This window comes from Parafrankia sp. EUN1f, assembly GCF_000177675.1.
Classification (GTDB): Bacteria; Actinomycetota; Actinomycetes; order Frankiales; family Frankiaceae; genus Parafrankia.
The window spans coordinates 101,432-114,151 of record NZ_ADGX01000003.1 but is presented as its reverse complement, the minus strand read 5'-3'; the positions used below and the strand labels follow the sequence as shown (position 1 = coordinate 114,151).

Here is a 12,720-nt window from a genome sequence, read left to right as displayed (position 1 = left end):
TGCACACCCCGCACGCCTTCACCCCGGCCGGATGAGCGCGCGATGACAGCGACAGCGACAGTGACCACCGCGGACCCGCGCGACAGCACGGACCCGCGTGACACCGCGGCCCGCGTCGACGGTCTGCTCGCCAGGATGGAGCAGCTTGGCGACAGCCGGACGCGGGTGCTCGCGGAAGAGATCGTCAGAGCACTGATGGAGTTCTACGGTGCCGGCCTCGCCCGCGTCACCCGGATCGCCGACGCGGACACCGTCCGACGGCTCGCGGCGGACCCGCACCTGGGCCCCATGCTGGCAATGCACGGACTGCATCCCGTCAGCACCCGCGACCGGGTCGAGCAGGCGTTCGACCAGATCCGGGCGCAGCTGGGCGACCGGACCCCCGTGCTGGCGGTCACCGGCCCGGCCGACGACCGGGTGGTCACGGTCCAGGCCGACGGGCAGCCGACCAGCCCCGCGGTGATCGCCGCCGTCGAACGCGCCGTCGCGGCGCTCGCACCCGAGGTCGGCGTCACCGTCGAGGGGCAGCACCTCGCCGGCGACCTCGCCGCCGGACGTCCCCTGCTGCCCGTCGTCGGCGTGAGCGCGGCGGGCACGGCTGACCGGGCGAGCACGCCATGACGGCCCCCACCCTGCGCCGCTTCCTCGTCGCAAACCCGGGCCGTGCCATGACCCGGTGCGAGTTCTGCGGTGAGGCGGTCGCCGACGAGCACGGTCACGGTCACGTCGCGGACCTGGCCACCAGGTCCATCCTGTGCGCCTGCCCCGGCTGCCGGCTGCTGTTCACCCCCACCGGAGCCGGCGGCGGGCGCTACCGCGCGATACCGACCCGATACCGCTTCGCCCCCGGTTTCGCTGCCGGCCCGCGGCTGCTGGCCGCGGCGGGGATTCCGGTGGGGCTGGCGTTCTTCGTGATCCACGACGGGGCGGTCAACGCCTTCTACCCGAGCCCCGCCGGGGCGACGCACTGCGAGCTGCCCGCCACCCTGACGCCGCAGGACCTCGACATCGACGACACCGACAACACCGAAAGCACGGACACCGGCACCGGCACCGGCACCGACCGTGCAACGGGCGGGCCGGCGTGGCGGCCGGAGCCCGAGGTCGAGGCGGTGCTCGTCCATGTCACCCGCGACGGCCAGGCGGGGTACCTGCTGCCGATCGACGCCTGCTACCGGCTCGTCGGGGACCTGCGGCTGCACTGGCGGGGATTCGATGGCGGTGCCGACGCCCGCGCCCACCTCGCGGCCTTCCTCGCCGACGCCCGGCACCGGGCCGGGGCCACGCCCGCGGCTGCGGCCAGGGCCGCACCTGCTCCCGTGACTTCCCCTGTGACTTCGCCTGTGGGGGGCGCATGATGGCCGACCTGACCTTCACCTGTGTCGAGGTCACGCCGCTGCGGCACGCCGCGGCGCCGACGCTTCGGTTCGTCCTGCGGGTCGAGGAGCACAGCGGTGAGCGGCTGCACGTGCTGGCGCTTCGCTGCCAGATCCGCATCGAGCCCGGCGCGCGCCGCTACGACGACGCGGAGGCGCAGGCGCTGACCGGGCTGTTCGGAGCCGGCCCGCCGCATCCGATCCAGTTCGCGATGGTGTCCACGATGGTTCCCGGCTTCACCGGGAGCGCGGACGTCGAGCTCGCCGTGCCCTGCAGCTACGATCTTGAGGTCGCCTCCGGCAACTACTTCCAGTCGCTGCGAGGCGGGGTGATCCCGCTACGTCTGATGTTCAGCGGAACCGTCTTCGGGGTGGGCCCGCACGGGCTGCGCGTCGAGCAGGTGCCCTGGCGCCTGGAGACCACCTGCCGCCTGCCGGTGGCCACCTGGCGCGAGCTGATCGACGCCTACTTCCCCGGCTCGGGCTGGCTGCGCCTGGATCGCAGCACCGTCGACGCGCTCACGCGCTACCGCCGTGACCATGCCATCGCGACTGCCGACGCCGCGATCGTCTCGCTGCTGGCCGGGGAGGACCGATGAGATCGCCGGACCGGACCAGCACCGATGCGGCCATCAGTGACCATGCCGGAGGTCGGACGGCCTCACCCGTGCCCGGCGTCGAGGACGCGCTCGGCTTCCTGTCCGCCGCGGCGCGGGCGCTGTCGGACACCGTCCTGTACGAGGGCTACCTGCTCTACCCCTACCGGTCCGACGCGCTGAAGAACCAGCAGCACTGGCAGTTCGGGGTACTGATGCCCCCGTCGTTCGCCGGCGCCGGCAGCGGCGAGCACAGCAACGCGCACACCGAGTTCCTCCTCGACGGCGGCCCGGACGCCCGGCTGACAGTCGCGCTCCGCTGGCTGTGGGAGCACGACGGAGCGCGCGGCGAGGCGGCCACCGCCCTGCGCGTGCGCATCGCCGACGTGCTCGATGAGCCGGCACGCCGAGAACTCACCTACACGCCACCGCAGCCGACGCCGTCGACGCCCGCGGCGCGCGGCGAGCTGCTGCTCGACGCCCAGCGGCTTCCTGGCCCCTACGGGGGATTCCGGATTCGCGCGACCGTCCGCAACATCTCCGCCGGTGAGCCGCCGCACGCCGCCGCCGGGTCGCGGGACGCGGCGTTGGGGGCCGCGTTCATCGGGCTGCAGCTGGTGGCCCACGTCGCCCCGGGGGAGTTCCTGTCGCCGGCGGACCCGCCCGAATGGGCGGCCCACGCCGCGGCTGACTGTGCCAACGAGCGGCTGTGGCCCGCTCTGCTGGGCCGGCCCGGCCGCAGCGGCACGCTGCTGGCGGCACCGATCATCCTCCCGGACGACCCTCATCTCGCCGCGGAGAGCCCGACCTCCTTCTGCGACGCCACCGAGATCGACGAGGTGCTGGCCCTGCGCACGGCGACCCTGACCGAGACCGAACGGCGCGACGCCCGGGCGGGTGACCCGCGGGCGGCCGAGCTCCTGGACGCCGTCGCGGAGCTCGCGCCGGCGATGGTCGAGAAACTCCACGGCCGCACCCGGATCGGCGGCTCCGACCCGGGTCGTGCCACCCCGGCCACCCCGGCCACGCAGCTGACCCCGTCCCCGCAGCTGGTGGAGGGCGCCAAGGTGTGGGTCCGGCCCCACCGCGGGCGGACCGACGCGCAGGACATGTTCGTCGACGGTGCCGCCGCCACCGTCGCCGCGGTGCTGCACGACCTCGACGGACGAACCCACATCGCGGTCACCCTGGACGAGGACCCGGGCGCCGACCTGCGCCGAGAGTTCGGCCGCTTCCTGTATTTCCGCCCGGACGAACTGGAACCGAGATGAACCCGCCCACACTGGTCGCCGGAGTGGGCAACGTCCTGCTCGCCGATGACGGTTTCGGCGTCGAGGTGGTGCGCCGCCTGCTCGACGCCGGCCCACCGCCGGGCGTCACGGTCGCCGACTACGGGATCAGCGGCATGCAGCTGGCCCTCGACCTGTGTTCCGGGTACAGGGCTGTGGTGCTCGTCGACGCGCTCGGGCGCGGGCACCCGCCGGGAACGGTCTCGCTGCTGGATCTGGGCGGCGCGCGGGAACCGGTCGGCTTCGACGCGCACGGGATGCGGCCGGACGCCGTCCTCGACCTGGTCGCCACGCTCGGCGGTCGCCTCGACCGCGCCCTGCTGGTCGGCTGCGAACCGGCCATCGTGCATCCCCAGATCGGGCTGTCCGCGCGGGTGGCAGCCGCCGTGGAGCCCGCGACCCGGCTCGTCCGCTCCGTGGTCGAGGAGGTGGGGGCCTCGGAGGAGGCCCCGGCAACACCCGCGCATTCGTACTCGCACTCGCATTCGAACTCGCGAAGGAGCTGATCATGTCGCACTGGATACTGCTCGCCGCCGCGACGGCCGGCCTCGGCGCCGTGGCCGTCACCGTGACCCCTGACGTGCGGCGCTACCTCGAGTTCAGCAGGTCGTGATCCGGCATGTGCCTTGGCATCCCAGGCGAGGTCGTGGAGATCCGCCCGGACCGCCCGGACATCGCGACGGTGGACGTCAGCGGAGTGCGGCGTGCGATCAACATCGGCCTGCTCGACGCCACCCCGCCCCGGCCGGGTGACTGGGTCCTCATCCATGTCGGCTTCGCGTTGTCCCTGATCGACGAGGCCGAGGCCCGGGCGGCGCTGGAGTTCCTCACCGGCATCGGGCGGGCCTACGACGACGAGCTGGCGGCTCTGCGCGCATCGGCCATCGACTGAGCCTCTTCAGGCTCACTGAACGTCGGCCGACCAGCGAGGAAGGAGGGGGAGCTGATGCGCTTCGTCGACGAGTACCGAGACGCCGACACCGCGCGGGCGCTGTCGGCCCGGATGGCCGACCTGTGCGAACCCGGGCGCGCCTACGCGTTCATGGAGGTGTGCGGCGGGCACACCCACACGATCTACAAACACGGACTGGAGGACCATCTCCCGCCGGAGGTCAGCCTGGTGCATGGCCCGGGCTGCCCGGTGTGTGTCATTCCGATGGGCCGGGTCGACGATGCCATGCACATCGCCCGTCAGGACGGCGTCATCATGACCTCGTTCGGCGACATGATGCGGGTTCCGGGCAGTCACGGCTCGTTCTTCGACGCGAACGCCGAGGGAACCGACATCCGGATGGTCTACTCCCCGCTCGACTCGCTGAAGATCGCGCGGGCGAATCCGGACCGGCGGGTCGTGTTCATGGCGATCGGCTTCGAGACGACGACACCGTCCACCGCGCTGACGGTGCTGCGGGCGGCCGCGGAAGGACTGGAGAACTTCTCCATCTTCTGCAACCACATCACGATTGTGCCGGCGCTGCGGGCGATCCTCGACTCCCCCGACGTGCGCCTGGACGGATTCGTGGGCCCCGGGCACGTCTCGACGGTCATCGGCTGCCGGCCGTACGAGTTCATCCCACGCGACTACGGCAAGCCGCTGGTCGTCTCCGGCTTCGAGCCGCTGGACATCCTGCAGTCCATCTACCAGCTGCTCCGTCAGCTCCGGGACGGACGGTGCGAGGTCGAGAACCAGTACACCCGGGTGGTCGCGGCCGAGGGCAACCCGGTGGCGCTCGCCGCCATCGACGAGGTCCTCGAACCGCGGCCGGACTTCGAGTGGCGCGGGCTGGGACGCATTCCGTGGTCGGCCATGCAGGTGCGGGAACGGTTCGCGGCCTTCGACGCCGAGCGGATCTTCGCGCCACCGGGTGCCCGGGTCGCCGACCCGAAGGCCTGCCAGTGCGGCGAGGTCCTCACCGGTGTGATCAAGCCGTGGGAGTGCAGGGTCTTCGGCACCGGCTGCACCCCGGAGACCCCGATCGGGGCATGCATGGTCTCCCCCGAAGGGGCCTGCGCGGCCTACTACAACTTCGGGCGCCTGCGCCATCGCGGCTCCACCAGCACCCAGCGCGGGGATGACGTCGGCTCCGTCGACCCCAGAAAGGCTGACCCCAGAAAGGCTGACACCAGACAGGCTGACCCGAGGAAGGCGGTGATCCGCGCATGACGGCGGCAGGCCGGGGTGCGTCCGGAGTCCTCGACCGCGTCGAGGCCGCCCGGCGCCGGCGTCCCAAGCTGCGCGACACCCACATCACCTCGGCGCACGGCGCCGGCGGCAAGGCCACGGCGACCCTGGTCGACGCGGTCTTCCTCGAGGCGCTGCGCAACCCGCTGCTGGAACCGCTGGAGGACGCGGCGGTGTTCGACGCCGGCACCGAGCGCCTCGCCCTCACGACGGACTCGTTCGTCGTCACGCCGCTGTTCTTCCCCGGTGGCAACATCGGGGATCTCGCGGTGAACGGCACGGTCAACGACCTGGCGGTGGCCGGGGCCCGCCCGTTGCACCTGGCCAGCGCGGTCATCCTCGAGGAGGGCATGGACATCGCGGACCTGCGGCGGATCGTGGCGTCGATGGCCGAGGCGGCGACGCGCGCGGGCGTGTCGATCGTCACCGGGGACACGAAGGTCGTCCAGCGTGGCCGGGCCGACGGCTGCTACATCACCACGACGGGCGTCGGGCTGGTCGATCCGGGGCTGCGGCTCGGGGCGTCGCTGGCTCGGCCGGGGGATGTCGTCGTGGTCACGGGGCCGATCGGCGACCACGGGATCACGGTGCTGCTGGCCCGCGGGGAGCTGGACCTCAGCGCCGACCTCCGCTCCGACACCGCCCCGCTGTCAGCCCTCACCGCACGCCTGCTGGCAGCCGTGAACACACCGGGCGGTGACGGCACGCGGGACGGTGGCGGCGCACCGGGCAGTGGCGGCGCACCGGGCGGTGGCGGCGTGCGGGCGATGCGGGACGCGACCCGCGGTGGTGTCGCGACGATCCTCAACGAGGTCGCGAAGGCGTCCGGTGTCGGGGTCGTCGTCGACGAAGCCGCGGTGCCCGTCCGCACCGAGGTGCGCGGCGCCTGTGAGCTGCTCGGGCTCGACCCGCTGTACGTCGCGTGCGAGGGCAGGATGGTGGTGATCGTCGCCCCGGAGGCGGTCGACACCGCGCTCGCGGCCCTGCGTGCGGACCCGCTCGGAGCGCAGAGCACGGTGATCGGCCGGATCGTCGACGACCCGCCGGGAACGGTGCTGCTCAACACGGCGTTCGGCGGCACCCGCATCGTCGACCTGCTGGTGGGCGATCCGCTGCCGCGGATCTGCTGACCGGGCGGTCGCGCGGTGCACGAACTCTCGGTCACCGTCGGCCTGGTCGACATGATCGTCGACCGGCTGCCCGCGGACGTACGGGTCACCCGGGTGGTGCTGGAGATCGGCCGGTTGTCCGGAGTGATGACCGAGCCGGTGCGGTTCTGCTTCGACCTGGTCGCCGCCGGCACACCGCTGGCCGGCGCGCGGCTGGAGCTCACCGAGCCGGTCGGGCGGGGCCACTGCCGACGGTGCGGGCGCGACGTCGACCTGCCCGACCTGCTCACGCCGTGCCGGTGCGGCAGCCACGAGATCGACCTGACCGGCGGTGAGCAGGTCCGGATCACCGCGGTCGAGGTCACCGAGGAGGCGGGTTGATGTCGAGGAGGCGGGTTGATATCGAGGAGGCGGGCTGATGTCGAGGATGTGGGCTGATGTGTGGCACCTGCGGATGTGACCGCACCGACGAGTCGGCACTCGAGACCGGCGCCGGTGCCGCGACGCGGATGCTGCGCCTGGAGCTGGACGTTCTGGCCCGCAACGACGAGGCCGCCCGGGAGAACCGGGCCTGGCTGGCGGCGCGGCGGACGGCCGCCGTCAACCTGATGAGCTCTCCGGGCTCGGGGAAGACGACGCTGCTGGAGCACACGATCCCCGGTCTCACCGGGGCCGTCGAGTGCGCGGTGATCGAAGGCGACCAGGAGACACGGCTGGACGCCGAGCGCATCCGCGCGAGCGGCGCGCCGGCAGTCCAGGTGAACACGGGCACCGGCTGTCATCTGGACGCTGCCTCCGTCGGCCGGGCGCTGCGCGAGCTCGACCCGCCGCCCGGCCCCGGCCGCCTCGATCCGCACCGCGGCGCCGTCGACCCGCACCGGGGCTCCGTCGACCCGCACCGGGGCTCCGTCGTGCTCATCGAGAACGTGGGGAACCTCGTCTGCCCCGGGCTGTTCGATCTCGGGGAGACGGCCCGCGTCGTGCTCACCTCGGTCACCGAGGGCGAGGACAAACCGACCAAGTACCCGCACATGTACCGGGCCGCGGATCTGATCCTGCTGACCAAGGTCGATCTGCTGCCCTGGCTGGCCTTCGACGGTGATCAGTTCACCGACGCGGTGCGTCAGGTCAACCCGTCCGTCCGGGTGCTGGCGGTGTCCGCGAACGACGGGGCCGGGCTGTCCGACTGGTTCTCCTGGCTGCGCGCGCTGGCGACCGCCGCCTGACCGAGGCTGATCCCGCCGTCGTTGCAGGGCACCCGCGCATGGGTCAGCACGGTGAAGCCCGATCGGGCCAGGCCGTCCTCGATCTCCCCGGCGAGCCGCACGTTGCCGAACACACCGCCCGACAGGGCCACGGTGCCGGGCTCCGTTCCGAACAGCCGCTCCCTCAGCGCCACACAGGTGTCGACGGTGAGCCTGGCCAGGGTGGTGTGGAAACGCGCCGCGATGACCGCCGGCGTGGTCCCGGCACGCAGGTCCGCCACGACGTCCCGGACCAGCCCTGCACCCGACAGGACCAGGGCGTCGGTGCCCTGCGCTCCCCCGACTCGTGCTCCCCGCGCCGATGCTCCCCCGCCTGCCCCGGACGGGTAGGCGCCGTGGTCACCGGGTGCGGCCAGCTGCTCCAGCTCGATGGCGGCCTGCCCCTCGTAGCGGATCGTGTCGCGGACTCCGACCAGCGCGGCGACCGCGTCGAACAGCCGCCCCACGCTGCTGGTCCGCGGCGCCAGCGGGGCCGGCGGCGTCAGCGAGGTGGCCACGGGCACGCGGGCCAGGCTGGTCACCGCGCCCCACCACGCCTCGTTGCGCCGCGCCACCCCGAGCCGCTCGCGGTCGTCCACCCCGGCGGCCTGCAGGTAGGAGGCGGCCATCCGCCATGGTGCGCGGATCGCCGCCGCCCCGCCGGGCAGTGCCACCGGCTCGAAGTAGGCCACCCGGGTGAAGCCGGTGAGGTCGGCCCACAGGAACTCCCCACCCCACAGGGTGCCGTCGAGGCCGAAGCCCAGACCGTCGAACGCCACCCCCAGAACGGGCCCCCGCCGCCCGTTGTCCGCCAGGCAGGAGGCGATGTGCGCATGGTGGTGCTGGACGCCGATGACGGGCAGCTCCTGCTCCAGCGCCCACTTGGTGGACAGGTACTCCGGATGCAGGTCGTGCGCCACCAGCTCCGGCCGGATGTCGAACAGCCTGCCCAGATGCTCGATGGCACCGGCGAACGAGCGCAGGGTCGCCGGGTTCTCCAGGTCGCCGAGGTGCCCGGACAGGTGCGCGCGCCGCCCCGCCGCCAGGCAGACCGTGTTCTTCAGCTCCGCTCCGCATGCGAGCACGGGCCGGGCGACGTCCCAGGCCAGCGGCACCGGCTCCGGCGCGTAGCCGCGGGACCTGCGCACCACCGCCTCGCGGCCGCGGACCGACCGGGTGACCGAGTCGTCCAGGCGGGTGTGGATGGCCCGGTCGTGCAGAAGGAACCCGTCGGCGACCCGGCCCAGCCCGGCGAGGGCCTCGTCGTCGCGGAACAGGATCGGCTCGTCGGAGATGTTGCCGCTGGTGAGGACGATCGGACCGGGCAGGCGCCCGAGCAGCAGATGGTGCAGCGGCGTGTAGGGCAGCATGATCCCGAGCGTCCGGACCCCGGGGGCCACCGACGGCGCGATGCACGGGGATGTCCCGGTACCGTCGGGCGGTGCGGGCCGGCGGTCGAGCAGCACGATCGGGCGGCGCCGGCAGGTCAGCAGCCGGCGGGCGGTCCCGTCGACGACGCAGAGCCGTTCCACCTCGGCCAGATCCCGGGCCATCAGGGCGAACGGCTTGCCGTCGCGGCGCTTGCGCCGGCGCAGCTGGGCAACCGCCGTCTCGTCGGCGGCGAGCACGGCCAGGTGGTACCCGCCGAGGCCTTTGACCGCCAGGATCCCGCCGGCCCGCAGCAGCGCCGCGGCCAGGTTCAGCGCATGGTCGGACGGCATCTGGCCCGGACGGGCGGTGGGACGGAACCCGGCCCCGAGGCGGAACCCCGGACCGAGGCGGAACTCGGGGGTCAGCCAGAACCCCTGCGCCGGCCGGAACTCCAGTGCGGGCCCGCAGTCCGGGCAGCACACCGGCTGGGCGTGGAAACGCCGGTCGGCCGGGTCCTCGTACTCGGCCCGGCAGCGGTCGCACATCCGGAACGGCGCCATCGTCGTGGCGGGCCGGTCGTAGGGGACGTCCAGGATGATCGTGAAACGCGGCCCGCAGTTCGTGCAGTTGATGAACGGGTACTGGTAGCGCCGGTCGGCCGGGTCGGCCAGCTCGCGCAGGCAGTCCGCGCAGGTGGCGCTGTCGGCGCAGACCTGCGTCCGCGGCCCGCCCCCGTCGCGCGCCGGATCGCTCGCGACGATGCGAAAGCCACCCCCCGGTTCCGCGGAACCGGCGCCGGGCGCGCCGTCCGCACCGTGCGCGCTCGCCGTGCCGGCCGCGCCGGCCGTGCCCGCCGCGCCGCCGAAGTGGTGGTCGGTGTGGTCGGTGCACTCCGTGACGTCAACGGTTTCGATCTCCGCGAGCGGCGGGGCTTCGTCCCGCAGCGCGGTCAGGAAGGCGGCGACGTCGGCGCCGTCACCGTCCAGCTCGATGTGGACGCCCTCGCTGTCGTTACCGACCTCGCCGCGCAACCCCAGCCGGGTGGCCAGCCCGTGGACGAAAGGGACGGAAGCCGACCCCCTGCACGATCCCGGTCACGTCGACCCTGACATGCTCTCGTGCCGCCATTGCCCGAGTGTCGCTCAGACTACTGACGGTCGCCCGTCGAGCTACTGCCCGTCGCCCATCGGGTGTCCGAAGGTGTCCTCGAAGACCAGCTCGGCGACGGGGCGGCGGCGCAGCCGGCGCGGGAAGTCCGCCTCCGGGTAGCCGACCGCCAGGTGCGCCGCGGTGACGTACCCGGGCGGGATCGCGAGCAGCTCGGCCACCGCGGGCTCGTCCGCGACCAGCAGCGTGGTCAGGGCGGTGGCGACGCCCTGACCGCGCAGCGCGAGGCAGAGGTTCTGCACGATCGGGTAGACCGACGCCCCGCCGACGATGCTGAGCCGGCCGAGGTCGGTGTCGGTCGGATGCAGCGCCGCCAGCTCCACGCAGACCACGATGAGCACCGGCACCTCGGCGAGATGTTGCACGAAGTGATCCGTGTCGGGCGGCGGCTCGAGCCCACGCTCCCGCAATGCCGCCAGGTAGAGCTGCCAGCGGGCCCGGTACAGCTCCGCCAGCGCCGCGCGGCGCTCCGGGTCGCGCACGACGACGAACCGCACCGGCTGCCGGTTCCCGCCCTGCGGCCCGAACCGGGCCGCGTCGAACGCCTCGACCAGGACGTCGTCGGGCACCGGGTCCGGCCGGAACCGGCGGCAGGTCCCCGTGGTGCGCATCGCGTGGGTCAGCTCCATGGGCGGATCCTGGTCGAAGGAGACGTCCACCTTCTGGAAGCTCTTGAACTGCTCGGCCTGCGCGTACGCGGTGTAGACGCGCCGGTCCGAGTCGGTCAGGACGACGTCGTCCGTGAACGGCGTCAGCAGCGCGCGCGGGTACAGCCGCCCGACCCGCACCGTGTTGATCTCCATCGCGAACACGATCACCACGGCGAGCAGGTACAGCCAGGTCACCAGGCCGAGCACCAAGGCGAACAGCCCATACACCTGGGTCCGACCCTGCAGCTGGTACTGCAGCAGATAGGTACCGGCCGACTGGAGCAGCTGCCAGCCCACGGCCGCGACCGCCGCCCCGGGCAGGACCTGGCGAAACGACACGTCCTTGACGGTGAGCAGCTGAAAGGCCACAAGGACCAGGCCCGTGTTCCCGACGAGACCGAGCACCACGGCCAGCACCTGCAGACCGACCCCGAGGCCGGTCCCCAGGTCACTCGCCCGGGTCGTGATCGCCGAGAGCACGGTCGTCAGGAGCACACCGAGGCCGAGCAGACCGATCAGGCCGAAGCTGCGCACCCGCGCGAAGAAGGGGTTCGGCCGGGACCGGCGCGGGACCGCCCACACCGTGTCCAGCGCGTTGCCGACCGCGCGGGCCACCCCGAGGCTGCCCCAGATGCTGCCGAACAGACCGATCGCCACCGCGGCGGCGCTCCCCCGCAGCGCGTGGACGTCGTTGCGCAGCTGGTCACCGATGATCGGGAACTGGCTGAGCGCGGAGCTGACCACCTGCTCCTGCAGGTCCGGATGCCCGGCGAGCACGAAACCGAGGCAGGTGGTGAGCAGCAGGAGCAGCGGGAACAGGGAGAGGAACCCGTAGAAGGCGATCAGCGCGGCCAGGTACCCGCCCTGGTCCTCGGTGAACTTGTAGACGACCGCGAGCGGGAACGCGACACTCGGCCGGCTCTGCTGCGCACGATCCAGCCGCGCGCCGAGGGCCACCCTGCGCCTCCTCGTCTCGGCGCGCCACCCGCACGCCCTCCGGAGAATCTGGACCGATACCCGCGATCGTAGGGATGACCCACGCGAAAGTATCTCCCAGGGCGCTGACTTTAGGCCTGTCCTGGCGACGACAGCGCCAGCCGGGAAGTGCCGGTCCGGCTTCCGGATCAGGCGTCCCGGCGCTGCGCCAGGAGCAGGGCCGGGGTCAGTGCGACAGCGGCATAGCCGGCGAGGAGCACGGCGGAGACGAGCATTCCCGGATGAGGATCCGGCTGCAGGTCGTCAACGAGTCGGCCAGGCCGAGGAAGGTGTAACGGCCGGCATCCTCCCGCAGCGAGCTCGGGAACACCGCGGGCAACGCGCTCATCACCACGAAGGTCACGAACATGAACAGCGAGATCGCCGCGCCCGTCGTGCGTGCCGATGCACCGACCGCGAAGCCGAACACCGAGATGAACGTCGTGTAGGCGACGATACCGAGCAGAGCCTGCCAGGCGCCGCCGTCACCCACCCCGATCGAGAGCCCGTCCGGGTAGACCGCCCGCGTCAGGGGCCAGCAGCACACCGCTCAGCGGCTGGAGCGGATCGAAGCCGCCCTCGGCAACCTGCCATGCCCTGGGCCGCGCCGCGGCGTCAGCCGGGTCGGTGGCCATCGCCGTCAGCAGCCCGAACACCGGCACCAGCACCGCCGCGGTACCGAGGCACCACCAGGTCGACCGCACCGACACCAGCTTGATCCACTCCGATCGAAGCACGAACCTGATCACGATCGAGCCTCC

At 72.8% G+C, this 12,720-nt stretch carries 14 protein-coding genes; 10 read left to right on the top strand and 4 right to left on the bottom strand.

Annotated features, from left to right (window positions below; genetic code table 11):
- The first annotated feature begins 42 nt into the window (after window positions 1-42).
- From FREUN1FDRAFT_RS01590 to hypB, 10 genes are all read left to right on the top strand, one after another.
- Window positions 43-621 carry a hypothetical protein gene (locus FREUN1FDRAFT_RS01590; protein WP_006538168.1) on the top strand — a complete coding sequence of 193 codons (579 nt, stop codon included), beginning with the start codon at window positions 43-45 and terminating at the stop codon, window positions 619-621.
- On the top strand, window positions 618-1,358 hold the full coding sequence (locus FREUN1FDRAFT_RS01585; RefSeq protein ID WP_006538167.1) for a DUF5947 family protein: 741 nt from the start codon (window positions 618-620) through the stop codon (window positions 1,356-1,358). Before FREUN1FDRAFT_RS01590 ends, FREUN1FDRAFT_RS01585 begins: the two co-directional genes overlap by 4 nt.
- A complete protein-coding gene (locus FREUN1FDRAFT_RS01580) occupies window positions 1,358-1,975 on the top strand; it encodes a DUF6084 family protein (RefSeq protein WP_035948567.1) in 618 nt (205 codons plus the stop codon). The genes FREUN1FDRAFT_RS01585 and FREUN1FDRAFT_RS01580 overlap by 1 nt, the downstream gene beginning before the upstream one ends.
- Window positions 1,972-3,243 (top strand): hypothetical protein, encoded by a 1,272-nt coding sequence (locus tag FREUN1FDRAFT_RS01575; protein WP_006538165.1) that lies wholly within the window; start codon window positions 1,972-1,974, stop codon window positions 3,241-3,243. The genes FREUN1FDRAFT_RS01580 and FREUN1FDRAFT_RS01575 overlap by 4 nt, the downstream gene beginning before the upstream one ends.
- On the top strand, window positions 3,240-3,767 hold the full coding sequence (locus tag FREUN1FDRAFT_RS01570) for a hydrogenase maturation protease (protein ID WP_006538164.1): 528 nt from the start codon (window positions 3,240-3,242) through the stop codon (window positions 3,765-3,767). Before FREUN1FDRAFT_RS01575 ends, FREUN1FDRAFT_RS01570 begins: the two co-directional genes overlap by 4 nt.
- A 113-nt stretch (window positions 3,768-3,880) precedes the next feature.
- Window positions 3,881-4,153: a HypC/HybG/HupF family hydrogenase formation chaperone gene (locus FREUN1FDRAFT_RS01565; protein WP_006538162.1), complete on the top strand. Its 273-nt coding sequence runs from the start codon at window positions 3,881-3,883 to the stop codon at window positions 4,151-4,153.
- Window positions 4,154-4,207: 54 nt separating this feature from the next.
- A complete protein-coding gene (gene hypD, locus FREUN1FDRAFT_RS01560) occupies window positions 4,208-5,425 on the top strand; it encodes a hydrogenase formation protein HypD (protein WP_006538161.1) in 1,218 nt (405 codons plus the stop codon).
- Window positions 5,422-6,573 (top strand): hydrogenase expression/formation protein HypE, encoded by a 1,152-nt coding sequence (gene hypE, locus FREUN1FDRAFT_RS01555; RefSeq protein WP_006538160.1) that lies wholly within the window; start codon window positions 5,422-5,424, stop codon window positions 6,571-6,573. Before hypD ends, hypE begins: the two co-directional genes overlap by 4 nt.
- Window positions 6,574-6,588: 15 nt before the next feature.
- Window positions 6,589-6,933, top strand: a complete 345-nt coding sequence (locus FREUN1FDRAFT_RS01550) for a hydrogenase maturation nickel metallochaperone HypA (protein ID WP_006538159.1) — start codon at window positions 6,589-6,591, stop codon at window positions 6,931-6,933.
- Window positions 6,934-6,989: 56 nt separating this feature from the next.
- Complete coding sequence (gene hypB, locus FREUN1FDRAFT_RS40880; protein ID WP_006538158.1) at window positions 6,990-7,778, top strand: hydrogenase nickel incorporation protein HypB; 789 nt, start codon at window positions 6,990-6,992, stop codon at window positions 7,776-7,778.
- Here hypB and FREUN1FDRAFT_RS01545 read toward each other — a convergent pair.
- The 4 genes from FREUN1FDRAFT_RS01545 to FREUN1FDRAFT_RS40875 all read right to left on the bottom strand — a co-directional run bounded on the left by FREUN1FDRAFT_RS01545 (window position 7,676) and on the right by FREUN1FDRAFT_RS40875 (window position 12,708).
- Entirely contained in the window at window positions 7,676-10,198 is a 2,523-nt protein-coding gene (locus FREUN1FDRAFT_RS01545) for a carbamoyltransferase HypF (protein WP_006538157.1), read from the bottom strand. The genes hypB and FREUN1FDRAFT_RS01545 overlap by 103 nt on opposite strands.
- A gap of 138 nt (window positions 10,199-10,336) precedes the next feature.
- On the bottom strand, window positions 10,337-11,941 hold the full coding sequence (locus tag FREUN1FDRAFT_RS01540; protein WP_006538156.1) for a YhjD/YihY/BrkB family envelope integrity protein: 1,605 nt from the start codon (window positions 11,939-11,941) through the stop codon (window positions 10,337-10,339).
- Between the two features lie 205 nt (window positions 11,942-12,146).
- The gene (locus tag FREUN1FDRAFT_RS01535) at window positions 12,147-12,452 is read right to left on the bottom strand and encodes a hypothetical protein (RefSeq protein ID WP_035948564.1); all 306 of its coding nucleotides are present in this window, start codon (window positions 12,450-12,452) and stop codon (window positions 12,147-12,149) included.
- The gene (locus tag FREUN1FDRAFT_RS40875; protein WP_006538154.1) at window positions 12,445-12,708 is read right to left on the bottom strand and encodes a hypothetical protein; all 264 of its coding nucleotides are present in this window, start codon (window positions 12,706-12,708) and stop codon (window positions 12,445-12,447) included. Before FREUN1FDRAFT_RS40875 ends, FREUN1FDRAFT_RS01535 begins: the two co-directional genes overlap by 8 nt.
- Between the last annotated feature and the right edge of the window lie 12 nt (window positions 12,709-12,720).